The organism is Pseudomonas sp. 910_21, assembly GCF_052850735.1.
Map to the genome: position 1 here is coordinate 574,831 of NZ_VXCY01000001.1, position 25,288 is coordinate 600,118.

The window sequence follows — 25,288 nt, forward strand, 5'->3', positions numbered from 1 at the left end:
GTGAGTGTAAAACAGCGCAATGCGATGAATAATCCAGGTAAAAGCAAAACATTATTGCCGTACAGGGATAATCAATGAGTGAAAACCGTTGGGAAGGCATCGACGAGTTTGTTGCAGTAGCCGAATGCAGCCAGTTCACCGCCGCTGCCGAGCGCCTGGGAGTGTCCTCCTCCCATATCAGCCGTCAGGTGGTGCGCCTCGAAGAGCGCCTGCAGACGCGTCTGCTGTATCGCAGTACCCGCCGAGTCACCCTGACCGAGGCCGGACAGACCTTTCTCCAGCATTGCCAACGCCTGCAGGACGGCCGCGAAGAAGCGCTGCGGGCCGTAGGGGACCTGGCCAGCGAGCCCAAGGGCATGCTGCGCATGACCTGCGCCGTGGCCTATGGCGAGCGTTTTATCGTGCCGCTGGTGACCCGTTTCATGGGGCTTTACCCGCAATTACGGGTGGACATCGAGTTGAGCAACCGCCCTCTGGATCTGGTGCACGAAGGACTCGACCTGGCCATTCGGCTCGGGCGGCTGCAGGACTCACGCCTGGTGGCCACTCGCTTGGCACCGCGACGCATGTACCTGTGCGCCTCGCCCTCCTATCTGGAGCGCTACGGGCGCCCCCATAGCCTGTCGGAACTGAGCCGTCATAATTGCCTGATCGGCAGTTCGGATATCTGGCAATTGGAGCTGGATGGGCGCGAGTTCTCACAGCGGGTACAGGGCAACTGGCGCTGCAACAGCGGTCAGGCCGTACTGGATGCGGCCTTGCAAGGCGTCGGACTGTGCCAACTGCCGGACTACTACGTTCTGGAGCACCTACAGAACGGCACCTTGATCTCCCTGCTGGAAGCCCATCAGCCGCCCAATACCGCCGTCTGGGCCCTGTATCCGCAGCAACGGCACCTGTCGCCAAAAGTGCGCAAGTTGGTGGATTATCTAAAGCAAGGCCTGGCCGAACGCCCGGAATACCGGGGCCTGTAGCCACAGTACGGATCAGCGCCGATTGGACCAGCGCTGACGCAGCCACTCCAGGTCTTCGGGACGAGTGACCTTGAGGTTGTCGGAGCGCCCTTCGATCAGGCGTGGTGCCTGGCCGGCCCATTCCATTGCCGATGCTTCATCGGTGATGGCTACATCCGCTACCAGGCTGTCGGCCAGGGCGCGATGCAAGGCGCCAAGGCGGAACATCTGCGGTGTGTAGGCCTGCCAGATCAGACTGCGGTCCACGGTTTCCAGCACCCGTCCGTGCTTGTCGATCCGCTTCAGGGTGTCACGGGCCGGCACCGCCAGCAGGCCGCCTACAGGATCGTCCGCCAGCTCGCCCAGCAGCTTGTCCAAGTCATCGCGAGACAGGTTCGGTCGTGCGGCATCGTGGACCAGAACCCAATCCTCATCGGCCGCGCCCTGAGCATGCAGATGAAGCAAGGCATTGAGTACCGACCCGGAACGCTCGGCGCCACCTTCGACCCGCTGAATCCGCGAGTCATGGGCACAGGCCAGGGCTGGCCAGTAAGGATCGTCAAGCGCCAGGCTGACCACCAGCCCCTTGAGGCCAGGATGGTCGAGGAAACAGCCGAGGCTGTGTTCGAGAATAGTGCGTCCGCCCAATTGCAAGTATTGCTTGGGACGGTCCGCGGCCATACGGGCACCGACGCCCGCGGCAGGAATCACGGCCCAGAAGGCCGGCAATCTATCGCTCATTGGGCCAACTGGTAGAGGGTTTCACCCTCCTTGACCATGCCCAACTCATGGCGAGCCCGTTCTTCAACGGTCTCCATGCCCTTCTTCAACTCCATGACTTCCGCATCGAGTACGCGATTTCGCTCCAGCAAACGCTCGTTTTCAGCGTGCTGGTCGGCAATCTGCTGAGTCAGGTCAGCTACCTGGGCCAAGCTGCCATTCCCCACCCACAGGCGGTACTGCAAGCCAGCTAGCAGCAAGAGCAAGACCAGGAACAACCAATTGGGACTGCGCATCGAATATCGGGTATCCAGTGAAAAAAGACAGCCATGCCAACAACTTCGAACCTACTGATAGCACGAAGCCTGGAAGACCCAGGCTTGTACTCTTAAGGCATCAGATTAGTGGCAAAAAACTCGCTGTAGCGATTTTCCCGACACAATCCGGTGTCTTTTTACCATCTACGGCTTAGCCGCGAAACTCGCTGCGACCGTTGTACTTGGCCTTGCCATTCAATTGCTCTTCGATACGCAGCAATTGGTTGTACTTGGATACGCGGTCGGAACGGCACAGGGAGCCGGTCTTGATCTGGCCAGCCGAGGTGCCCACAGCCAGGTCGGCGATGGTCGAATCTTCGGTTTCACCGGAGCGGTGGGAGATCACGGCAGTGTAACCGGCAGCCTTGGCCATCTGGATGGCTTCCAGGGTTTCGGTCAGGGTACCGATCTGGTTGAACTTGATCAGGATCGAGTTGGCGATCTTCTTGTCGATGCCTTCTTTCAGGATCTTGGTGTTGGTCACGAACAGGTCGTCACCCACCAGTTGCACTTTCTCGCCGATCTTGTCGGTAAGGATTTTCCAGCCAGCCCAGTCGGACTCGTCCAGGCCATCTTCAATGGAGATGATCGGGTAGCGCTGAGTCAGACCTTTCAGGTACTCGGCGAAACCTTCGGCGGTGAACACCTGGCCTTCGCCGGACAGGTTGTATTTACCGTCTTCGTAGAACTCGCTGGCGGCGCAGTCCAGGGCCAGCGTCACGTCAGTGCCCAGAGTGTAACCGGCGTTGGCCACGGCTTCGGAGATGACTTTCAGCGCGTCTTCGTTGGAAGCCAGGTTGGGTGCGAAACCACCTTCATCGCCCACAGCGGTGTTCAGGCCACGGGCCTTCAGCACGGCTTTGAGGTGATGGAAAATCTCGGTGCCCATGCGCAGACCTTCCGAGAAGGACTTGGCGCCGACCGGCTGCACCATGAACTCCTGGATGTCGACGTTGTTATCAGCGTGCTCGCCACCGTTGATGATGTTCATCATCGGAACCGGCATCGAGTAGACGCCTGGGGTGCCATTGAGGTTGGCGATGTGAGCATACAGCGGCAGGTCCTGGTCCTGAGCGGCAGCCTTGGCAGCGGCCAGGGACACGGCGAGGATCGCGTTGGCGCCCAGGGTGGCCTTGTTCTCGGTACCGTCGAGCTTGATCATCGCCTGATCCAGCGCCTTCTGGTCGATCGGGTCTTTACCCAGCAACAGGTCGCGGATCGGACCGTTGATGTTGGCTACCGCCTTGAGCACACCCTTGCCCAGGTAACGGCTCTTGTCGCCATCACGCAGCTCCAGCGCTTCGCGCGAGCCGGTGGAAGCACCGGACGGCGCGCAAGCACTGCCGATGATGCCGTTATCGAGAAGCACGTCCGCTTCGACGGTGGGATTGCCACGGGAGTCGAGAACTTCACGACCTTTGATGTCGACGATTTTTGCCATTGTTGTAAACACTCCAAAGTTGACGAAAACGCTGAGTACCGCTCGATTTATAACTTGTGGGTCAAATTGCATTCTTGTAGGAGCCGGCTTGCCGGCGAACGGGTCCGCGAGGACACCTTCGCCGGCAAGCCGGCTCCTACAGAGGAAGTCGCCGGTTTTACGCGGTTTCTACCGTGGGGAAACTCTTGACCAGTTCGTCCAGAGCCTTGAGCTGAGCCAGGAACGGCTCGAGCTTGTCCAGACGCAGAGCGCAAGGGCCGTCGCACTTGGCGTTGTCCGGATCCGGGTGGGCTTCCAGGAACAGGCCAGCCAGGGACTGGCTCATGCCGGCCTTGGCCAGGTCAGTGACCTGGGCCCGGCGACCGCCAGCAGAATCGGCGCGACCGCCCGGCATTTGCAGGGCATGGGTCACGTCGAAGAATACCGGGTATTCGAACTGCTTCATGATGCCGAAGCCGAGCATGTCCACCACCAGGTTGTTGTAACCGAAGCTGGAACCGCGCTCGCAGAGAATCAACTGATCATTACCCGCCTCTTCGCACTTGCTCAGGATGTGTTTCATTTCCTGAGGCGCGAGGAACTGGGCCTTCTTGATGTTGATCACCGCGCCGGTCTTGGCCATGGCCACCACCAGGTCGGTCTGCCGCGAGAGAAACGCCGGCAGTTGGATGATGTCGCAGACTTCGGCGACCACCGCGGCCTGGGCCGGCTCGTGGACGTCGGTGATGATCGGCACGCCAAAGGCCTGCTTCACATCTTCGAAAATCCGCATGCCCTCTTCCAGGCCGGGGCCACGGTAAGAGGTCACCGACGAACGGTTGGCCTTGTCGAAACTGGCCTTGAACACGTAAGGAATACCGAGCTTCTCGGTAACCCGTACGTACTCTTCACAGACCTGCATCGCCATGTCGCGGCTTTCCAGCACGTTCATACCGCCGAACAGCACCATCGGCTTGTCGTTGGCGATCTCGATGTTGCCTACGCGGATGATCTTCTGCGCCATCAGGTTCAAGCCTTCTTCTGGTGTTGAGCCAATGCAGCTTTGACGAAACCGCTGAACAATGGGTGACCGTCACGTGGCGTCGAGGTGAACTCAGGGTGGAACTGGCAAGCGACGAACCATGGATGATCCGCAGCCTCGACCACTTCAACCAGCGCGCCGTCGCCGGAGCGACCGGAAATCTTCAGGCCCGCCTCGATCAGTTGCGGCAACAGCTTGTTGTTCACTTCATAACGGTGACGGTGACGTTCGATGATCACGTCCTTGGCGTAGCAGTCGTGGACCTTGGAGCCCGGCTCCAGAAGGCAGTCCTGAGCGCCCAGGCGCATGGTGCCGCCCAGGTCGGAAGCTTCAGTACGCACTTCGACGGCGCCGGTGGCGTCTTCCCACTCGGTGATCAGGCCGACCACTGGATGACCGCTGGTGCGATCGAACTCGGTGGAGTTGGCATCTTTCCAACCCATGACGTTACGGGCGAACTCGATAACCGCCACTTGCATGCCCAGGCAGATACCCAGGTACGGCACCTTGTTCTCGCGAGCGTATTGCACGGCGGTGATCTTGCCTTCCACGCCACGCAGACCGAAGCCGCCAGGAACCAGGATCGCGTCGACGCCTTCCAGCAGCGCGGTCCCCTGGTTCTCGATGTCTTCGGAATCGATGTAGCGCAGGTTGACCTTGGTGCGGTTGGTGATGCCGGCGTGACTCATCGCTTCGATCAGCGACTTATAGGCGTCCAGCAGCTCCATGTACTTGCCGACCATGGCGATGGTGACTTCGTGCTCAGGGTTGAGCTTGGCGTCCACCACCTTTTCCCACTCGGACAGATCGGCGCCGTTGCATTGCAGGCCGAAACGCTCGACGACGAAATCGTCCAGACCCTGAGCGTGCAGCACGGCTGGGATCTTGTAGATGGTGTCGACGTCTTCCAGGGAGATCACCGCACGCTCTTCAACGTTGGTGAACAAGGCAATCTTGCGACGCGAGGACACATCCACCGGATGGTCGGAGCGGCAGATCAGCACGTCAGGCTGCAGACCGATGGAGCGCAGTTCCTTCACCGAGTGCTGGGTCGGCTTGGTCTTGGTCTCGCCAGCGGTGGCGATGTACGGAACCAGGGTCAGGTGCATCAGCATCGCGCGCTTGGAGCCGACTTCGACCCGCAGTTGGCGGATGGCTTCGAGGAACGGTTGCGACTCGATGTCGCCCACAGTACCGCCGATTTCCACCAGGGCCACGTCGGCATCGCCAGCGCCCTTGATGATGCGACGCTTGATCTCGTCGGTGATGTGCGGAATCACCTGGATGGTGGCGCCCAGGTAATCACCACGGCGTTCCTTGCGCAGCACGTGCTCGTACACGCGGCCGGTGGTGAAGTTGTTGTTCTGGGTCATGGTCGTGCGGATGAACCGCTCGTAGTGGCCCAGGTCCAGGTCGGTCTCGGCGCCGTCGTGGGTGACGAACACTTCACCGTGCTGGAACGGGCTCATGGTGCCCGGGTCGACGTTGATGTACGGGTCCAGCTTGAGCATGGTGACCTTAAGCCCCCGCGCCTCCAGGATGGCCGCCAATGAAGCCGAGGCAATGCCTTTCCCCAATGAAGAAACAACACCGCCCGTGACGAATATGTAGCGCGTCATGAAAAACCCTAGAAGTCTGCGTTAAAGCGGTCAGTGCCGCCGGGGAAAGCGAAGGAAGGCCGAAGCCCCCGATCACCTGCATTAATCACAGTGCACCTTTCAAAAAAACCGCCGCGTGGTGACAGACCGGATGCAAAAACACCGGTAGGTTGCTCGCTACACATTTTTTGGAATCGCCCAGCAAAGACTGCTTGGTAATCGGCAACTCCTGCAATTCAGGCGAATCCACAGAAGTTGTATCAAGAAGGGAGCGTAGTCTACCGGAAAGCCCCTTTCAGCTCAAACCTTGATCGCTAGTCAGTGGTCGCCAATACAATTGCCAGCCTGCCTGGGGCTTTGCGCCGGGCTCCGGCAAGTTTGCCAGCGTCAGCAGCCGCTCATCCTGATACAGCAGCGGCAATCTGCCACGGACGAAGCTTGGTAGTCCGGCTTCATTGAGCAGACGCTTCAGGTCACGGTGACCACGTCCTGCCACCTGCATGACTTCCCCACCCTGCCGGTAACGGATGTGCAACGGCCCCCGTGGCGCCGGTCCGACGAAAAACACCTGGCCATTGTCCGGCAACTGCAACGGGCTCCCCGGGTCCGGCCATTCGATCCCACTCTTCACCGGCCGCAACCAGGCGCCGGACAGCCACCAGATCCGCCCTCCCGCGCGATGCACTTCGCCATCGGCCAGACGCCATTGCGGGCGCGCCTCGGCGCTGGCATCCCGCAGGTTCTCCCAGCCGGTCCAATGATCGGTATCCGGCAAACGGCCAAGTTTGCTCAACCAGTGGCTCAAGGCATTGCGCTGCCGGGCCGGGGACAACTGCTGCAGAGGAGCAAGAGCCAGTGACGGCAAGTCCAGCCAGGGAAAGTCGCTTTCCACCTCGGCTGTCGCCAGATCCATCATCGCCAACTCATCGAGCAGGCCCTGCGCTTCTCTCAGGTGGGCGGCGCTGCGGCTCATGCTGGTCGCGGCCTGAGGCCAGCGAGCAAGCAGCGACGGCATCACCTGATGCCGCAGATAATTGCGCGAATATTGATGATCGGCATTTGAAGGGTCCTGGACCCAGCTCAGGCAATGCTCAGCGGCATAACGTTCAAGTTCGGCACGGGATACGCCAAGCAAAGGCCGCAGCAGGTGCCCTGCGCCCAAAGGTCGGCTTTCCGGCATTGCCGACAGCCCCCTGACGCCGGCACCGCGCAACAGTCGAAACAACAGGGTTTCGGCCTGATCGTCACGATGCTGCGCCATCAGCAGCAACTCGTTGGCAGCGTTCAAGCGCTCGAACGCCCCATAACGTGCCTCCCGGGCAGCCCCTTCGAGACTGGCACCGGCCTTTACCTGGACATGAATCACCTGCAACGGCACACCCAGAGCATCGCAGACCGCCCGACAGTGGGCCGGCCAAGCATCCGCCGCCGTTTGCAGCCCGTGATGAACGTGCACAGCCGTGAGCCGTGGAAGGCGATGTTGTTGCGCCAGATCGACAAGAAGATGCAGCAGGACGGTGGAATCAAGTCCACCGGAGAAGGCGATACGCCAATGGGCGGCTTCACGCCAGGGCGCCAGGCTTTTTAGAAGTTTGGCGGAGAGAGAATTCATTGAGCTTCAAGCCCTGTAGGAGCATGTGCGCGAGAAAGGACGACGCCGCAATCTTAAAGACTGCGGCGCCTGGGTCGCGAGCAAGCGTACCCCTACAAGGGGGAGCAGCGCTCGATCAGAGACCGTAGCTCATCAGGCGGTCATAACGACGAGCCAACAGGGTGTCGTTGTCCATTTCCTTGAGCATTGCCAGCTGCGAGCTGAGTTCGGCACGGATCGAGGCAGCCGCGGCGGCTGGATCACGATGGGCGCCGCCCAATGGCTCGCCGATGACCTTGTCGACAATCCCCAGGCCTTTCAGGCGCTCGGCGGTGATACCCATTGCTTCGGCGGCATCAGCGGCCTTTTCCGAGGTTTTCCACAGGATCGAGGCACAGCCTTCCGGCGAGATCACCGCGTAAGTGGAGTACTGCAGCATGTTCAGTTGGTCGCAAACGCCAATGGCCAAGGCACCGCCAGAACCACCTTCACCGATCACGGTGGCGATGATCGGAGTCTTCAGGCGCGCCATGACTCGCAGGTTCCAGGCAATGGCTTCGCTCTGGTTGCGCTCTTCAGCGTCGATACCCGGATAAGCGCCCGGGGTGTCGATGAAGGTCAGGATCGGCATCTTGAAGCGCTCGGCCATTTCCATCAGGCGGCAGGCCTTGCGGTAGCCTTCCGGACGCGGCATGCCGAAGTTGCGGCGGACCTTCTCGCGCACTTCGCGGCCCTTTTGGTGACCGATGATCATCACCGGCTGCTCGTCCAGGCGAGCAACGCCGCCGACGATCGCGGCGTCGTCAGAGAAGTGGCGATCGCCATGCAGCTCGTCGAACTCGGTGAAGATGTGCTGGATGTAATCCAGGGTGTACGGACGACGCGGGTGCCGCGCCAGACGTGCGATCTGCCAGCTGGTGAGCTTGCCGAAGATGTCTTCGGTCAGGGTATTGCTCTTGTCCTGCAGGCGGGAAATCTCATCGCCGATATTCAGCGAATTGTCATTACCGACCAAGCGCAACTCTTCGATCTTGGCTTGCAGGTCGGCGATCGGCTGTTCGAAATCAAGAAAATTCGGGTTCATAGGCGTCCGTCTGGGCTCGACGTCCAAGGGGGCTTGGGCCGGCCGGTTGTCTATTCGCGCCCTACCTTAAGGGACGGACGCGTTGAGGTCGAGATTAAAAATTCAAGTGACGATGAGGCGCAATGATGGCACCTCACCGTCAACGGTATTGGAGGAAGACGTTGTCTCGCCCGAACTGGTCACGCAGTGCTTGAATCAAGCTGTCTGCCGGGTCGATCCGCCAGTTCTCGCCAAACTGCAGCAAGGCCTTGGCATCGTTACGGGTGTACTCCATGGTAATCGGGCACGCACCGCGGTGGCGCTTGAACAAGTCCCCCAGCCAGCGTAGCTGATCGCCCTTGAGGGCATCAGTATGAACTTTCAGGCGCAGACTTTCCGCCAGGTTGGTCCGCGCATCCTCCATGCTCATTACCCGCTTGACCCGCAGGCGCAGGCCGCCGGAGAAGTCATCGTTGCTGACCTCGCCCTCCACTACCACCATGGCGTCGGTCTGCAACAGCGACTGCGCCGAGTGGAAAGCGTCGGCAAACAAGGAGGCCTCGATCCGTCCCGAACGGTCGTCGAGGGTGATGAAACCCATCTTGTCGCCCTTTTTGTTCTTCATCACCCGCAGGGCAATGATCATGCCCGCCACCGTCTGGGTATCCCGGGCCGGTTTCAGGTCAATGATGCGCTGACGGGCGAAGCGGCGGATCTCGCCTTCATATTCATCGATCGGGTGCCCGGTCAGGTACAGGCCGAGGGTATCTTTCTCACCCTTCAGGCGCTCCTTGAGGGTCAGTTCCTTGGCCTTGCGATGATTGGCATAAACATCGGCGTCTTCCTCGACAAACACACCACCGAACAGGTCGGAGTGGCCACTGTCGTGGGTACGGGCAGTTTGCTCCGCCGCCTTGATCGCCTCTTCCATGGCTGCCAGCAACACCGCGCGGTTCTGGTCGATGTTGGCCTGATACGCCTTGGGCTCATCGAAGAAATGCGGGCCAAGACGGTCCAGAGCACCACTGCGAATCAGACCATCCAGGGTACGTTTATTAATGCGTTTGAGGTCGACTCGGGCGCAGAAATCAAACAGATCCTTGAAGGGACCTCCCTCACGGGCTTCGGTGATAGCTTCCACCGGTCCCTCGCCCACGCCCTTGATCGCGCCCAGGCCATACACGATGCGACCTTCATCGTTCACCGTGAACTTGAACTCGGAAGTGTTCACGTCTGGCGCATCGAGGCGCAGCTTCATGGTCCGCACTTCCTCGATCAAGGTCACGACCTTGTCGGTGTTGTGCATATCCGCAGACAGTACCGCCGCCATGAATGGCGCCGGGTAGTGAGCCTTGAGCCAGGCGGTCTGGTAGGACACCAGGCCGTAGGCGGCGGAGTGAGATTTGTTGAAACCGTAACCGGCGAACTTTTCCACCAGGTCGAAGATGTTGCCCGCGAGGTCGGCATCGATGTTGTTGCTGGCGCAACCCTCAATGAAACCGCCACGCTGCTTGGCCATTTCCTCGGGTTTTTTCTTACCCATGGCTCGACGCAGCATGTCCGCACCGCCGAGGGTATAACCGGCCATGACCTGGGCGATCTGCATCACCTGTTCCTGGTACAGGATAATGCCGTAGGTCGGCGCCAATACCGGCTGCAGGCCGTCGTACTGATAGTCCGGGTGCGGGTAGGCTAGCTCGGCGCGCCCGTGTTTACGGTTGATGAAGTCATCCACCATGCCCGATTGCAGCGGCCCCGGACGGAACAGGGCCACCAGTGCGATCAAGTCTTCCAGACAGTCGGGCTTGAGCTTCTTGATCAGCTCCTTCATGCCCCGGGATTCAAGCTGGAACACCGCGGTGGTTTCAGCTTTCTGCAACAGGCTATAGGTCGGCTTGTCGTCCAGCGGGATAAAGGCGATATCCAGCGGTTCCTCGCCGACCTTGGCGCGGTCGCGGTTAATGGTTTTCAGTGCCCAGTCGATGATGGTCAGGGTCCGCAGACCGAGGAAGTCGAACTTCACCAGGCCAGCAGCCTCGACGTCATCCTTGTCGAACTGGGTAACCAGGCCGCCGCCCTCTTCATCGCAATAGATCGGCGAGAAGTCAGTGAGTTTGGTCGGAGCAATTACCACACCACCGGCGTGTTTACCGACGTTACGCACCACGCCCTCAAGCTTGCGCGCCATCTCCCAGATTTCCGCCGCCTCTTCATCGACCTTGATGAAGTCCCGCAGGATCTCTTCCTGCTCGTAGGCTTTTTCCAGGGTCATGCCGACTTCGAAGGGAATCATCTTCGACAGACGGTCGGCCAGGCCGTAGGACTTGCCCTGAACCCGCGCCACGTCGCGCACCACCGCCTTGGCCGCCATGGAACCGAAGGTGATGATCTGGCTTACCGCATTGCGACCGTACTTTTCGGCCACGTAGTCGATCACCCGGTCGCGACCGTCCATGCAGAAGTCGACGTCGAAGTCGGGCATGGAAACCCGTTCCGGGTTAAGGAAACGTTCGAACAGCAGGTCGTATTCCAACGGGTCCAGGTCGGTGATCTTCTGCACGTAGGCCACCAGGGAGCCGGCACCCGACCCCCGGCCAGGGCCTACCGGAACGCCGTTGCTCTTGGCCCACTGGATAAAGTCCATAACGATCAGGAAGTAACCGGGGAACCCCATCTGGATGATGATATCCAGCTCGAAATTCAACCGGTCGACGTAGACCTGGCGCTTGGCTTCGTAGTCTTCGGTGGTGTCCTTGGGCAGCAGCACGCTAAGGCGCTCGTCCAGGCCGTCGAAGGAAACCTTGCGGAAGTACTCATCGATGGTCATGCCATCGGGAATGGGATAGTCGGGCAGGAAGTGCTTGCCCAGCTTGACCTCGATATTGCAGCGCTTGGCGATCTCGACCGTGTTTTCCAGCGCCTCGGGCAGGTCGCTGAACAGCTCGGCCATTTCCTCGGCGCTCTTGAGGTACTGCTGGTCGCTGTAATTCTTCGAGCGACGCGGATCGTCCAGGGCCCGACCTTCACCGATGCAGACTCGGGTTTCGTGGGCTTCGAAGTCTTCCTGCTTGATAAAGCGCACATCGTTGGTGGCCACCAGCGGCGCACCGATCTTGTCTGCCAGGGCCACCGCGGCGTGCAGTTGCTCTTCGTCATTGGGCCGATTGGTACGTTGCACTTCGAGGTAGAAACGGTCCGGGAAGACTGCCATCCACTCCCGAGCCAGGGTTTCAGCGACCTCAAGGTCACCGGCGATGAGGGCCATGCCGATCTCGCCCTCCTTGGCCGCCGAGAGCATGATCAGGCCTTCTGCGGCCTCCGCCACCCACTCACGCTCGATGATGATCTGGCCGTTGCGCTGACCATCGATAAAGCCGCGGGAAATCAGTTCGGTGAGGTTGCGATAACCCATGGCGTTCATCACCAGCAGACTGATGCGACTCAGGGGGTTATCCGGGTCCTTGTTCGACAACCACAGGTCGGCACCGCAGATCGGCTTGATCCCGGCGCCCATGCTGTTTTTGTAGAACTTGACCAGAGAGCACATGTTGTTCTGGTCGGTGACCGCCACCGCAGGCATGCCCATGCCGGTGAGGGCCTTGACCAGCGGCTTGATCCGCACCAGACCGTCGACCAGGGAGTACTCAGTGTGCAGGCGCAGGTGAACGAATGAAGCCGGCATAGTGATCCTGTAATAAGCGCGAAAACAACAAGGCCCGGATTGTACCGGGCCCCGACTAAAACATCAGCCTCAGGACTGAATCTCGCCCTGCGCCTCACGGGCTTCATAAGCTTGCCGCACAGGGGCGAAGGAACGCCGGTGAATCGGCGTCGGCCCCAGGCGGGCCAGGGCTTCCAGATGCACCGGCGTCGGATAACCCTTGTGGCCACCAATACCGTAACCCGGGTAGATCAGCTCGAAAGCGGCCATTTCCCGGTCGCGGCTGACCTTGGCCAGAATCGACGCTGCAGCGATCGCCGGAACCTTGCTATCGCCCTTGACCACCGCTTCGGCCGGCATCGCCAGCTTCGGGCAACGGTTGCCATCGATCATCGCCAGCTTCGGCGTCACGCTCAGGCCCTCCACCGCTCGCTGCATCGCCAGCATGGTGGCATGGAGGATGTTCAGTTCGTCGATCTCTTCGACTTCAGCCCGAGCAATACACCAGCTCAGGGCCTTTTCGCAGATTTCGTCGAACAGCTTCTCGCGGCGGGCCTCAGTGAGCTTCTTCGAGTCGTTGAGGCCGAGAATCGGCCGTTGTGGATCAAGAATCACCGCAGCAGTGACAACCGCCCCGCACAAGGGGCCACGGCCGACTTCGTCGACACCGGCCACCAGGTCCTCGGCATCCGCCACCAGGGTGAAATCCAGGCCCATCTGCATCTTTGAATTACTCACAGGGTTTTGCCGATCAGCCCAAGCACCGCTTGTGCGGCCTGGTTGGACGCATCACGGCGCAAGGTTCGGTGGATCTCGTCAAAGCCGCGGGTCTGCTCTTCACCGCCATCGATCAGCGGCGACAGCGTCTGAGCCAGGGCCTCGGCAGTGGCGTCGTCCTGCAGCAACTCAGGCACCAGCAAACGCTGAGCCAGCAAGTTCGGCAAGGAAATATACGGACTCTTGACCATGCGCTTGAGAATCCAGAAGGTCAGCGGCGCCAGGCGATAGGCCACTACCATAGGACGTTTGTAGAGCAAGGCTTCCAGAGTCGCGGTACCGGAGGCGATCAACACCGCATCACAAGCGGCCAGGGCCTTGTGGGACTGACCATCGAGCAAGGTCAGCGGCAGGTCACGACTGGCCAGCAACTCTTCCAGCTGGACCCGACGTTCCGCGCTGGCACACGGCATGATGAAGCGCACACCGGGGCGCATGGCTCGCAACCGCTGGGCGGCATCGAGGAACAAGGCACCCAGGCGCCCTACTTCGCCGCCACGGCTGCCGGGCATCAAGGCCACCAGCGGACCATCAGGCAAGCCCAGCTCCACACGCGCTGCAGCGCGATCGGCTTGCAGCGGAATGGCATCGGCCAGCGAGTGGCCGACAAACTTCACCGGTACGCCCTTCTCTTCATAGAAGCGGGCCTCGAAGGGAAACAGGGTCAGCATCAGATCGCAGCCTTCGCGAATCTTCAGTACCCGTTTCTGCCGCCAGGCCCAGACCGACGGGCTGACGTAGTGCACCGTCTTGATCCCGGCCTGACGCAGCTTGAGTTCGATATTCAGGGTGAAATCCGGGGCATCGATACCGATGAACACATCCGGCTTTTCAGCGATCAGGGTCTGGATCAGCTTCTTGCGCCGAGCCAACAGTTCACGCAGGCGCCCGAGAACCTCCACCAGCCCCATGACCGCCAGGCGCTCCATGGGAAAGTAGGAAGTGAGGCCTTCGGCCTCCATCAGCGGACCGCCGACGCCAATGAATTCGACAGCCGGGTGCTGAGCCTTGAGGGCCCGCATCAAACCGGCGCCGAGAATGTCGCCGGAGGCTTCGCCAGCCACCAGCGCAATACGCAGAGTGTTCATGATTAACGGGTGATGCCGCGAGTCGAAGACTGGATCGAGTCACGAAAGACCGCGACTTCGGGGAACTGTACAGCTGGCTCGGCCAGCTCGGCCAAGGCCTGCTCCACCGTCAGCCCTTGACGATAGACCGTCTTGTAGGCGCGACGCAGTGCATGGATTGCATCTTCGCTGAAGCCACGACGGCGCATGCCTTCGAAGTTCATGCTGCGGGCTTCGGCAGGGTTGCCGAACACCGTGACGAATGCCGGCACATCCTTGCCTATGGCCGTGCCCATGCCGGAGAAGCTGTGGGCGCCGATATGGCAGTACTGATGCACCAGGGTGAAGCCGGAGAGAATCGCCCAGTCATCCACGTGCACATGCCCGGCCAACGCAGTGTTGTTGACCAGGATGCAGTGGTTGCCAATGACACTGTCATGGCCAATGTGGGCATAGGCCATGATCAGGTTGTGATCGCCCAGGGTGGTTTCGGCACGGTCCTGGACAGTGCCACGGTGAATGGTCACGCCTTCGCGGATCACATTGTGGTCACCGATAACCAGGCGGGTTTCCTCGCCCTTGTACTTGAGATCAGGCGTGTCCTCACCTACCGAGGAAAACTGGTAGATGCGGTTGTGCTTACCGATCCGGGTAGGGCCCTTGAGAATCACATGGGGCCCGATCACTGTACCCTCGCCGATTTCCACACCAGCGCCGACGATCGACCACGGGCCAACCTCAACGTCGTCGGCCAGGACGGCCGTCGGATCGATGATTGCGCGAGGGTCAATCAAACTCATAGTTTGCGTTCCGCACAGATGATTTCAGCGGAGCAGACAGGCTTGCCGTCTACCGACGCCTGGCACTCGAACTTCCAGATCTGGCGCTTGCAGCTGATGAACTTGGCTTCAAGAATCAGCTGGTCACCCGGCAGCACAGGCTGACGGAAACGCAGCTTGTCGGAGCCGACGAAGTAATAAAGGGTGCCGTCGGCTGGCTTCACGTCGAGCATCTTGAAACCGAGAATGCCCGCAGCCTGCGCCATGGCCTCGATAATCAGCACGCCCGGCATGATCGGATGCGCTGGGAAGTGACCATTGAAGAATGGTTCGTTGATGCTGACATTCTTGTAGGCACGAATGCACTTGCCCTCGACATCCAGATCCACTACCCGATCCACCAACAGGAAAGGGTAACGGTGAGGCAAGTATTCGCGAATCTCGTTGATGTCCATCATTTCGGGGGGAAGCCTGTAGTAAAGAGTGGGAGCGCGCGACTAACGCACGCCCCTCTAGCAAATCAAGGAGGCAGTCTAGCGGCTGTGCACACTTGATATGGAAATGGTATCAGCCATCTGATGAAGCATTGCCGTCAGGGGTCACGTCCCCAACGCGCTTTTCCAACTGGCGCAAACGCCGCGCAAGGTCATCGAGCTGACGGATGCGTGCCGCGCTTTTGCGCCACTCGGCAGCAGGTTGCATGGCCGTACCGGAAGAGTAAGCGCCCGGCTCGGTAATCGAGTGGGTCACCATGGTCATTCCAGTGAGGAATACGTTGTCACAAATCTCGATGTGCCCTACCAGGCCCACACCGCCGGCGAGCATACAGTGCTTGCCGATCTTGGTGCTGCCGGAAATTCCCACACAAGCAGCCATGGCAGTGTGATCACCGACCTGGACGTTGTGGGCAATCTGAATCTGGTTATCCAGCTTCACGCCGTTACCAATGACGGTATCGGCCAGGGCGCCGCGGTCAATCGCCGTATTGACGCCGATTTCCACATCGTCACCGATGGTCACACCGCCAATCTGCGCGATCTTCTGCCAGATGCCTTTCTCATTGGCGAAGCCGAAGCCTTCACCGCCGAGCACCGCACCCGACTGGATGACTACCCGCTTGCCGATACGCACGTCGTGGTACAGGGTCACCCGCGGGGCCAGCCAGCCGCCTTCGCCGATTTCGCAGCGGGCACCGATAAAGCAGTGGGCACCGATGGTCACTCCGGCCGCAATCCGCACACCGCTCTCGATCACTGCAAACGGGCCAACGCTGGCCGCCGGGTGCACCAGTGCATCGGCGGCAATCACCGCAGACGGATGAATACCCACTGGCGCCTTGGGCTTGGGATCGAACAGATGGGAAATACGGGCGTAGGACAGATAAGGATCGGCCACCACCAATGCATCGCCGGCATAAGCCTCGGCATCAGCGGCCTTCAGCAATACCGCGCCGGCCTGGCAGTCCACCAGGTACTTGCGATATTGCGGATTTGCCAAAAAGCTCAACTGAGCTGGGCCAGCCTCCTGCAAGGTGGCTAGCCCAGTGATTTCCTTCTCCGGGTCACCACTCAGGGTGGCGCCGAGGAACTCGGCCAACTGGCCGAGTTTTATGGTCGCGGTCATGGCTTACTTCAGCTGATTCATGCGCTCGATAACCTGGCGGGTGATGTCGTACTGAGGCTTGACATCGATCACTGCGCCACGCTCGAAAACCAGGTCGAAAGCACCTTTCTTGATGACTTCTTCAACGGCGCTGTCCAGCTTCGGCTTCAGTTGCTTGAGCATTTCACGGTCAGCAACAGCCTTGGCTTCGTTCAGCTCCTTGGACTGGAACTGGAAATCCCGAGCCTTTTGCTTGAACTCGAGCTCCAGACGCTCACGCTCGCCTTGCTGCATTTTGTCGCCACCGGCAACCAGGCGGTCCTGAATCCCCTTGGCACTGCTTTCCAGGGTTTTCAGCTTGGTCAGTTGCGGACCGAATTTCTTCTCGGCATCCACTGCGTACTTCTTGGCCGCATCGGATTCCAGCAGCGCCATCTGATAGTTCAGAACAGCGATTTTCATTTCGGCGAATGCCGGGCTCGCGACCAGTACGGAGGCCAGGAGAACCAATTGAGTCAACTTACGCACGATGCACCCCTACAAAATCCATTGTCGTTATCTTGGGTCAAGCTCTTAGAAAGTCTGACCGAGAGAGAATTGGAACACCTGAGTTTCAGCGTCATCCGGTTTCTTGATCGGCATCGCCAGGGCAAAGCTCAATGGCCCCAGAGCAGTGACCCAAGTCACACCAACACCCACCGAACTGGCCAGATTGCTCAGGCTGATATCGTTGCACTGCGTTTTCACATTCGACGCCGCAATGGTGTTGGACGTGCTTTCACAGCGAGAGTTGAAGACGTTACCCACATCCCAGAACAAGGAGGTACGCAGTGAGCGTTGATCCTTGACGAAAGGCAGTGGGAACAGCAACTCGGCACCACCCTGGATCAATACGTTACCGCCGAATGGCAGTGGATCCTGGTCTGGGTCGGCAGCCGTACCGACGTTACCGGTTACACCAGCACCACGACTAGGAGTACTGCGCGGCCCCAGCGTACTGTCCTTGAAGCCACGTACCGAGTTGAAACCACCAGCATAGTAGTTCTCGTAGAACGGCAAGCCCTTGGTATCACCAAAGCCGTCGCCATAACCCAGTTCGGTATGGAAGCGCATGGTGTAGTTCTCACTCAGCGGAGTGAACAACTGGCCACGGTAGTCGAGCTTGAAGAACGACAGATCGCTACCTGGAGTAGTGGTTTCCAGAACCAGGCTTTGCGAGTGACCACGAGTGGCCAGTACACCTTTGTTCAGAGTCGACTCGGACCAGCCGGCCGACGCCTTGAAGTTGAGGTAGCTGTCGCCCTGCTTGTTCACGAAGTCGAAAATTTCGTCGACGGTGTACAGGCCGGTCTTGATCTTGTCCTGCTGCGCAGTCAGGCCGAAGGTCAGACGCGAAGTCTCACTGATCGGATAGCCCACGCTGACGCCAGCACCGAGGCTGTCCACCGCATAGCTGGCCACGTCGACATCGAGGTCTTTGTAGTCAGTGGTGCGATAGAAGGCGTTGTAACCCAGGCTCACGCCATCGGCGGTCCAGTAGGGGTCAACGTAGCCGAAGTTGTAGCGACTCTGGTATTCACTGCGGGTCAGGCCAATGCTGACCTTGTTACCGGTACCCAGGAAGTTGTTCTGGGTGATCGAACCACCGAGGATCAGACCGGCGCTCTGGGCAAAACCAACGCTGGCGGTGATCGAACCGGAAGCCTGCTCTTCAACCGCGTAGTTCACATCAACCTGGTCATCAACACCCGGTACAGCCGGGGTCTCGACGTTGACTTCCTTGAAGAAGCCCAGACGCTCAAGACGGGTCTTGGATTGGTCAATCAGGTAGGTCGAAGCCCAGCCGCCTTCCATCTGGCGCATCTCACGACGCAGCACTTCGTCTTCGGACTTGGTATTGCCGCGGAAGTTGATGCGATTGACGTAGGCACGCTTGCCCGGGTCCACCACAAAGGTGATGTCCACGGTGTGGTCTTCATCATGAGGCTGAGGCACGCCGTTGACGTTGGCGAAGGTGTAGCCCTCGTTACCCAGACGACGAGTGATCAGTTCGGAAGTGGTGGTCATCAGCTTGCGCGAGAACACCTGGCCCTTCTCCACCAGCAACAGCGCCTTGACTTGATCTTCAGGGACTTTCAGGTCACCGCTGAGCTTCACGTCACGAACGCTGTATTTTTCGCCTTCGTTGACGTTGACGGTAATGTAGACGTGCTTCTTGTCCGGAGTGATGGACACCTGGGTCGAAGCGATATCCATGTTGATATAGCCACGGTCCAGATAGTAGGAACGCAGACGCTCCAGGTCACCGGAGAGTTTTTCACGGGCGTACTTGTCGTCGTTCTTGAAGAACGACAGCCAGTTGGTGGTCTTGAGTTCGAACAGGCCGATCAGGTCCTCATCGGGGAAGACGGTGTTGCCTACCACGTTGATGTGCTGGATGGCTGCGACTGTGCCTTCGTTGATCTTGACCTTCAGGCCAACCCGGTTACGTGGCTGCGGCACGACTTCGGTTTCAACGGTGGCCGAGTAACGGCCCTGAGCGACATATTGACGCTGCAGCTCGTTACGCACGCCTTCAAGGGTCGCACGCTGGAAGATTTCACCTTCCGCCAGGCCGGACTGCTTGAGTCCTTTCATCAGGTCATCAGTAGAGATCGCCTTGTTGCCTTCGATCTCGATACTGGCAACCGACGGCCGTTCGACTACCGTGATGACCAGGACGTTGCCATCGCGGCCCAGCTGGATGTCTTGAAAGAAACCGGTTTTGAACAGCGCACGAGTGGATTCCACCAGGCGACGGTCGTCCGCCTGCTCGCCGACGTTCAACGGCAAGGCACCAAAGACGCTACCCGCGGAAACGCGCTGAAGGCCGTTGACGCGGATATCGGAGATAGTGAAGGACTCGGCGTGAACTTCGGCGATCATCAATACGGTGAGAACCGCAGTTAGCAGCAGACGTTTCATGAAGTCCTTTCTTATTCCAACTGGCAATAAACAAACTGCCGCAAAATGCGGCAGATTCGCAATTCAGCGAAGCGTTACAGACGACCCAGATCGTTGACCAGAGCAAGCAGCATGACTCCGACCACCAAGCTGATACCGATCTGTATCCCCCAACCTTGCACCCGATCCGACAAGGGACGACCACGCGCCCACTCGATCAGATAAAACAACAAATGCCCCCCATCCAGTACCGGGATGGGCAACAAATTCAGAACACCCAGGCTAATACTCAGATAAGCAAGGAAATTCAAGAAATCAGCAATGCCCGACTGGGCAGAAGCGCCCGCCACTTTAGCAATGGTTATCGGTCCACTCAAGTTTTTTACCGAGAGCTCGCCGAACAACATTTTCTTCAGTGATTCGAGGGTCAGGACGCTCATGGTCCAGGTCCGTCGGGCCCCTTCGCCAATCGCCTCCAGCGGGCCGTAACTGACCTCGCGAAGCATCTCCGCTGGCCAGTCGACAGCTTTCACCCCTGCCCCCAGGTAGCCATTGGGTGCTTTGCTTTCGCCGCGGCTGGCCAAGGTCACGGGGACGTCGATTTGAGCACCATCGCGCTCGACATGCAGCACAATTTTCGTATCAGGGTGCACACGGACCCAATCAACCACTTGCTGCCAGTCATTGAGCGATTGCCCATCCAGCGCCAGCAGACGATCGCCGGTTTTCAGGCCGGCAGCCTGGGCCGGGCCTTTCGGATCGAGCTCAGCCAGCACCGGTGGCAGCGCCGGGCGCCATGGGCGAATCCCCAGAGAGCGGATCGGGTCCGGCTCGTCGGCGCCCTTGAGCCACTTGTCCAGCATCAATTGACGAGGAGAATCAACCGTCGCACCCCGCTCGCGCACCTGCACCTGCAGCGTTCCACTTTCACCAAGACGGCGCACCAACTGCAGATTCACCGCCGCCCAGCCGGAAGTCGGCTCACCATCGATGGCAACGATTTCCTCGCCGGCACTGAGCCCAGCCTTGGCGGCGATACTGCCCGCCTCAACATCGCCGATGACTGGTCGTACCTGCTGGCTGCCCAGCATCGCCAGGGCCCAGAAGAACACCAGAGCGAGGAGGAAGTTGGCGATCGGGCCAGCGGCAACAATGGCAATACGCTGGCGTACGGACTTGCGATTGAAGGACTGGTCGAGCTCATCGAGGGCCACTTCGCCTTCACGCTCGTCGAGCATTTTCACATAGCCACCCAGAGGGATGGCGGCGATTACAAATTCGGTACCGCGGCGATCGTGCCAGCGCAGCAACGGCATGCCAAAGCCCACGGAGAAACGCAGCACCTTGACGCCACAGCGACGCGCGACCCAGAAGTGACCGAATTCGTGGAAGGTGACCAGCACACCCAGGGCTACCAGGGTGCCGACAATCATATAGAGCGCGCTCATCTACTTTCTCCGCAATCCTATTCGCCGCCACTCGCCCGGTCGCGAATCCTATCGCCCGTTACGCTGCAACCATTGTTCTGCCAGGCTTCGGGCCTTGGCATCTGCCGCAAACACTGCATCGAGCTCATTGACTGCAACTACAGGCTCAAGGGCTAAAACTTCGTCGATGATACTCGCGATCTCCGGGTAACGGATGCGCCGATCAAGAAAGGCCGAAACAGCCACTTCATTGGCCGCATTGAGCATCGCCGGAGCACTGTCACCCGCCTCGGCAGCTTGACGCGCCAGACGCAGGCAAGGGAACCGCTGCTCGTCGGGCGCCTGGAAGTCCAGACGGGCAATCGCGAACAGATCCAACGGGGCCACACCGGAGTCGATACGTTCCGGCCAGGCCAGGGCGTTGGCGATAGGCGTGCGCATATCCGGATTACCCAACTGTGCAAGCACTGAGCCGTCGACATAATCCACCAGGGAATGAATCACGCTCTGCGGATGCACCACCACCTCGACCTGGGAAGGCTTGGCATCGAACAACCAGCAGGCCTCGATCAGCTCCAGCCCCTTGTTCATCATGCTCGCCGAATCCACGGAGATCTTGCGCCCCATGGACCAATTAGGATGGGCACAAGCCTGTTCCGGCGAAACATGCTCGAGCTCGGCCAGAGGCGTCTGACGGAATGGACCGCCCGAGGCGGTCAACAGAATCCGTCGCACCCCGACCTGACTCAAGCCCCGGGAAAAATCCCCGGGCATGCATTGGAAAATCGCGTTGTGCTCGCTGTCGATAGGCAGCAGCACCGAGCCGCTCTTGCCTACCGCCTGCATGAATAGTGCGCCGGACATCACCAGCGCTTCTTTATTGGCCAGGAGGATCTTTTTGCCGGCCTCCACCGCCGCCAGGGTCGGGCGCAGGCCCGCAGCCCCGACAATTGCTGCCATTACCGCATCGACTTCAGGCGCCGAAGCGACTTCACATAAACCCTGCTCCCCCACCAGCACTCGAGTCGACAGGCCAGCAGCTCGCAGATCGTCCTGCAAAGCCCTCGCCGCCGCCAACTCGGGCACCACCGCAAAACGCGGCACATGGCGCACGCACAATGCCAGCAGCTCAGCCAGACGGCTGAACCCGGTAAGGGCAAACACCTGATAGCGGTCCGGATGACGAGCTATCACATCCAGCGTACTCAGACCAATGGAGCCTGTAGCCCCCAGAACCGTGATCTGTTGCACACGACTCACAGTGCAGCCATCCACAGCAGCACCGCAAATACCGGAATGGCCGCTGTCAGACTGTCGATCCGATCAAGCACACCACCGTGCCCAGGCAACAGATTGCTGCTGTCCTTGATGCCGGACTGACGCTTGAACATGCTCTCGGTCAGGTCACCGACCACCGAAATAAAGACCACAATGGCAGCCCCCAACAGCCCCAGCAGAATCTGCCCAAAGGTCCAGTCACGCACCAGCCCGACCACTGCGGTGATCACCAGGCTCAATGCAAGGCCGCCATAGACGCCCTCCCAGCTCTTGCCAGGACTCACCTGAGGAGCCAGCTTGCGCTTGCCGAAGGCCTTGCCGGAGAAGTAGGCACCGATATCTGCCCCCCAAACCAGCACCATTACCGCCATGATCAACCAATTGCCCAGCGGCAACTGCTTGATGAACACCAGGCCCTGCCAGGCCGGCAACAGGATCAACAGGCCGATCAGCAGCTTGGGGGCCGCCCCGGACCATTGCTCACTGGTGCGCGGATAGGTAAGCACCAGGAAAGTCGCCAGCCCCCACCACAGCACCGCGGCACCCAGCACCCAAGGCGCAACACCCGGCACCAGATGCATCAAGAACAGCAGCGCCGCGACCGCCACCGCGTAAGCCACCCGAGCCGGCTGCGCCTCGAAACCTGCCAGACGCGCCCACTCCCAGGCACCCAGGCTCACCACTAAACCGATGAACAGGGCAAAACCCGATCCCTCGAGCAGGAAAAACCCACACAAGGCGATCGGCAGCAGGATCAGCGCAGTAATGATTCGTTGTTTAAGCATTAAACCCGGGCTCCAGCCTCGACCTGCTCGCTCGTTTTACCGAAGCGTCGCTGTCGAGATGCGTAATCGGCCAGCGCATTGCGCATGGCTTCGTGTTTGAAGTCCGGCCAGAACAGGTCGGAGAAATACAGCTCGGCATAAGCCAGCTGCCACAGCAGGAAATTACTGATGCGATGCTCGCCACCGGTACGGATGCACAGGTCAGGCAACGGCAAGTCGCCGGTTGCCAGACAGGTCTGCAACAGGCCCGGAGTAATGTCCTCGGGACGCAGATGCCCGGCCTGGACCTCACGCGCCAGGCGCTGGGCAGCCTGGGCGATATCCCACTGGCCGCCGTAGTTGGCAGCAATCTGCAGAATGAAACGATCACTGCCCGCAGTAATGGCCTCCGCCTCACGCATCGCCGCCTGTAGCTCGGGATGGAAGCGCGATCGGTCGCCAATAATCCGCAGACTGATGTTGTTCTCGTTAAGACGCTTGGCCTCACGCCGCAGCGCCTTGAAGAACAGATCCATCAAGGCACTGACTTCATCGGCCGGGCGTTGCCAGTTTTCACTGGAAAAGGCAAACAGGGTCAGCACTTCGACCTTGGCCTCGGCACACACTTCAATCACTGCACGTACCGCGTCAACACCCGCTTTATGCCCGGCAACACCCGGCATAAAGCGTTTTTTTGCCCAGCGGTTGTTACCGTCCATGATGATCGCGACATGTCGCGGTACCGAGGACGATACTGGCTGCTTGGTCTTTTCCATGAAAACGCCTGACCCTTATACGGCCATCAAGTCCGCTTCTTTCTGCTTAACGGCCACTTCGATTTCCGCCACGAACTTGTCGGTCAGCTTCTGGATATCGTCAGCAGCACGACGCTCGTCGTCTTCACTGATCTCTTTTTCCTTGACCAGATCCTTGAACTGGCTCAACGCGTCACGACGCACGTTACGCACCGCAATGCGAGCGTCTTCAGCCGCTTCACGAGCCTGCTTGGTGAAGCCCTTACGGGTCTCTTCAGTCAGGGCCGGCATAGTGATCAGCAGCAGTTCGCCCAGGTTGGTCGGGTTGAAGCCCAGGCCGGAGCTCTGGATCGCTTTGTCCACGGCCGCCAGCATGTTGCGTTCGAAAGCCACGACCTGCAGGGTGCGGGCATCTTTCACGGTAACGTTTGCCACCTGATTGATCGGCGTATCAGCGCCGTAGTAAGGCACCATCACACCCGCCAGGATGCTTGGGTGAGCCTGGCCAGTACGAATGCGGCTGAATGCATGCGCCAGGGACTCCAGGGATTTCTTCATGCGCTCTTGAGCGTCTTTCTTGATTTCGTTGATCATTGCTCGCCTTCCTCGATCAGGGTTCCTTCAGCGCCACCATGCACGATGTTCAGCAGGGCGCCGGGCTTGTTCATGTTGAATACCCGCAGCGGCATCTTATGGTCGCGACACAGGCAGATGGCCGTCAGGTCCATCACTCCCAGCTTGCGATCCAGCACTTCATCGTAAGTCAGATGATCGAACTTCTCGGCATGCGGGTCTTTGAACGGGTCTGCAGTGTAAACACCGTCGACCTTGGTTGCCTTGAGCACGACATCGGCATCGATCTCGATGGCTCGCAGGCAGGCTGCGGAGTCGGTAGTGAAGAACGGATTACCGGTACCGGCCGCGAAGATCACCACCTCTTTGGAGTTCAGGTGGCGCATTGCCTTGCGACGGTCATAGTGATCGGTCACACCCACCATGGAAATAGCCGACATCACGATGGCCGAGATATTCGCACGTTCCAGCGCGTCGCGCATGGCCAGGGCGTTCATCACAGTGGCCAGCATGCCCATGTGGTCGCCTGTGACCCGGTCCATCCCGGCAGCACTCAGCGCTGCGCCGCGGAACAGGTTACCGCCACCGATCACCAGACCGACCTGCACACCGATGCCGACCAGTTGGCCAACTTCCAGCGCCATGCGGTCCAGCACCTTGGGGTCGATCCCGAACTCTTCCGAGCCCATCAGGGCCTCGCCGCTAAGCTTGAGTAGAATGCGTTTATAGCGAGCTTGATAACCACTGCCCTGCTGAGCCATTGCGAATCTCTCCTGCGGCGTATTTTAAAAATTCTTTGCGGGCTGTTTGCAGCCTGCGTTCACTCTAGCTTGACGCTGTCACAGCGCCATCAGAACACGACTTTGTAAACCGGTTCCGAGGATAAACAACAAAATTACCCTGCCCATTTGAAAAGAGGCTGCGCGCGTGAGCGGGCAGCCTCTTCTGGGCGACAGTT

The 25,288-nt window shown here is 59.6% G+C and carries 22 protein-coding genes; 1 reads left to right on the forward strand and 21 read right to left on the reverse strand.

Features of this window, described 5'->3' with window-relative positions; all coding sequences use genetic code 11:
- Positions 1–74 precede the first annotated feature (74 nt).
- Entirely contained in the window at positions 75–974 is a 900-nt protein-coding gene (locus tag FW796_RS02700) for a LysR substrate-binding domain-containing protein (protein WP_346635914.1), read from the forward strand.
- A 12-nt stretch (positions 975–986) separates the two neighbouring features.
- On the opposite strand, the gene ispD is transcribed toward FW796_RS02700, so the two are convergent.
- The 21 genes from ispD to pyrH all read right to left on the reverse strand — a co-directional run bounded on the left by ispD (position 987) and on the right by pyrH (position 25,091).
- Positions 987–1,694, reverse strand: a complete 708-nt coding sequence (gene ispD / locus FW796_RS02705) for a 2-C-methyl-D-erythritol 4-phosphate cytidylyltransferase (RefSeq protein ID WP_346635915.1) — start codon at positions 1,692–1,694, stop codon at positions 987–989.
- Positions 1,691–1,969: a cell division protein FtsB gene (gene ftsB, locus FW796_RS02710; RefSeq protein WP_011059544.1), complete on the reverse strand. Its 279-nt coding sequence runs from the start codon at positions 1,967–1,969 to the stop codon at positions 1,691–1,693. Before ftsB ends, ispD begins: the two co-directional genes overlap by 4 nt.
- A gap of 172 nt (positions 1,970–2,141) precedes the next feature.
- Entirely contained in the window at positions 2,142–3,431 is a 1,290-nt protein-coding gene (gene eno / locus FW796_RS02715) for a phosphopyruvate hydratase (RefSeq protein ID WP_123727664.1), read from the reverse strand.
- A gap of 157 nt (positions 3,432–3,588) precedes the next feature.
- A complete protein-coding gene (gene kdsA, locus FW796_RS02720; protein ID WP_011059542.1) occupies positions 3,589–4,434 on the reverse strand; it encodes a 3-deoxy-8-phosphooctulonate synthase in 846 nt (281 codons plus the stop codon).
- Positions 4,435–4,439: 5 nt separating this feature from the next.
- A complete protein-coding gene (locus FW796_RS02725; protein WP_123727663.1) occupies positions 4,440–6,071 on the reverse strand; it encodes a CTP synthase in 1,632 nt (543 codons plus the stop codon).
- Positions 6,072–6,345: 274 nt separating this feature from the next.
- Positions 6,346–7,662 carry a tRNA lysidine(34) synthetase TilS gene (gene tilS, locus FW796_RS02730; RefSeq protein ID WP_446438987.1) on the reverse strand — a complete coding sequence of 439 codons (1,317 nt, stop codon included), beginning with the start codon at positions 7,660–7,662 and terminating at the stop codon, positions 6,346–6,348.
- A 115-nt stretch (positions 7,663–7,777) separates the two neighbouring features.
- On the reverse strand, positions 7,778–8,725 hold the full coding sequence (locus tag FW796_RS02735; protein ID WP_015634338.1) for an acetyl-CoA carboxylase carboxyltransferase subunit alpha: 948 nt from the start codon (positions 8,723–8,725) through the stop codon (positions 7,778–7,780).
- Between the two features lie 139 nt (positions 8,726–8,864).
- The gene (dnaE, locus tag FW796_RS02740) at positions 8,865–12,386 is read right to left on the reverse strand and encodes a DNA polymerase III subunit alpha (RefSeq protein ID WP_346635917.1); all 3,522 of its coding nucleotides are present in this window, start codon (positions 12,384–12,386) and stop codon (positions 8,865–8,867) included.
- Between the two features lie 69 nt (positions 12,387–12,455).
- Positions 12,456–13,088 (reverse strand): ribonuclease HII, encoded by a 633-nt coding sequence (rnhB, locus tag FW796_RS02745; RefSeq protein ID WP_102861377.1) that lies wholly within the window; start codon positions 13,086–13,088, stop codon positions 12,456–12,458.
- 11 nt (positions 13,089–13,099) lie between these two features.
- Complete coding sequence (gene lpxB, locus FW796_RS02750) at positions 13,100–14,230, reverse strand: lipid-A-disaccharide synthase (protein ID WP_446438988.1); 1,131 nt, start codon at positions 14,228–14,230, stop codon at positions 13,100–13,102.
- Between the two features lie 2 nt (positions 14,231–14,232).
- Positions 14,233–15,009 carry an acyl-ACP--UDP-N-acetylglucosamine O-acyltransferase gene (gene lpxA / locus FW796_RS02755; RefSeq protein ID WP_346635918.1) on the reverse strand — a complete coding sequence of 259 codons (777 nt, stop codon included), beginning with the start codon at positions 15,007–15,009 and terminating at the stop codon, positions 14,233–14,235.
- Positions 15,006–15,446, reverse strand: a complete 441-nt coding sequence (gene fabZ, locus FW796_RS02760) for a 3-hydroxyacyl-ACP dehydratase FabZ (protein WP_007924058.1) — start codon at positions 15,444–15,446, stop codon at positions 15,006–15,008. The genes lpxA and fabZ overlap by 4 nt, the downstream gene beginning before the upstream one ends.
- 109 nt (positions 15,447–15,555) lie before the next feature.
- Entirely contained in the window at positions 15,556–16,611 is a 1,056-nt protein-coding gene (gene lpxD, locus FW796_RS02765; protein WP_446438989.1) for a UDP-3-O-(3-hydroxymyristoyl)glucosamine N-acyltransferase, read from the reverse strand.
- Positions 16,612–16,614: 3 nt separating this feature from the next.
- Positions 16,615–17,118 (reverse strand): OmpH family outer membrane protein, encoded by a 504-nt coding sequence (locus FW796_RS02770; protein WP_102861373.1) that lies wholly within the window; start codon positions 17,116–17,118, stop codon positions 16,615–16,617.
- Between the two features lie 45 nt (positions 17,119–17,163).
- Positions 17,164–19,554: an outer membrane protein assembly factor BamA gene (gene bamA / locus FW796_RS02775; protein WP_125062631.1), complete on the reverse strand. Its 2,391-nt coding sequence runs from the start codon at positions 19,552–19,554 to the stop codon at positions 17,164–17,166.
- A 74-nt stretch (positions 19,555–19,628) separates the two neighbouring features.
- Positions 19,629–20,981, reverse strand: coding sequence for a sigma E protease regulator RseP (rseP, locus tag FW796_RS02780; RefSeq protein WP_446438990.1), 1,353 nt, complete (start codon positions 20,979–20,981; stop codon positions 19,629–19,631).
- Between the two features lie 48 nt (positions 20,982–21,029).
- Positions 21,030–22,220, reverse strand: a complete 1,191-nt coding sequence (gene ispC, locus FW796_RS02785) for a 1-deoxy-D-xylulose-5-phosphate reductoisomerase (protein ID WP_446438991.1) — start codon at positions 22,218–22,220, stop codon at positions 21,030–21,032.
- Positions 22,217–23,023, reverse strand: a complete 807-nt coding sequence (locus FW796_RS02790; protein ID WP_346635923.1) for a phosphatidate cytidylyltransferase — start codon at positions 23,021–23,023, stop codon at positions 22,217–22,219. The genes ispC and FW796_RS02790 overlap by 4 nt, the downstream gene beginning before the upstream one ends.
- Positions 23,023–23,778 (reverse strand): polyprenyl diphosphate synthase, encoded by a 756-nt coding sequence (gene uppS, locus FW796_RS02795; protein WP_317071628.1) that lies wholly within the window; start codon positions 23,776–23,778, stop codon positions 23,023–23,025. Before uppS ends, FW796_RS02790 begins: the two co-directional genes overlap by 1 nt.
- 15 nt (positions 23,779–23,793) lie before the next feature.
- The gene (gene frr, locus FW796_RS02800; RefSeq protein ID WP_123727653.1) at positions 23,794–24,351 is read right to left on the reverse strand and encodes a ribosome recycling factor; all 558 of its coding nucleotides are present in this window, start codon (positions 24,349–24,351) and stop codon (positions 23,794–23,796) included.
- On the reverse strand, positions 24,348–25,091 hold the full coding sequence (pyrH, locus tag FW796_RS02805) for a UMP kinase (protein WP_011059526.1): 744 nt from the start codon (positions 25,089–25,091) through the stop codon (positions 24,348–24,350). Before pyrH ends, frr begins: the two co-directional genes overlap by 4 nt.
- Between the last annotated feature and the right edge of the window lie 197 nt (positions 25,092–25,288).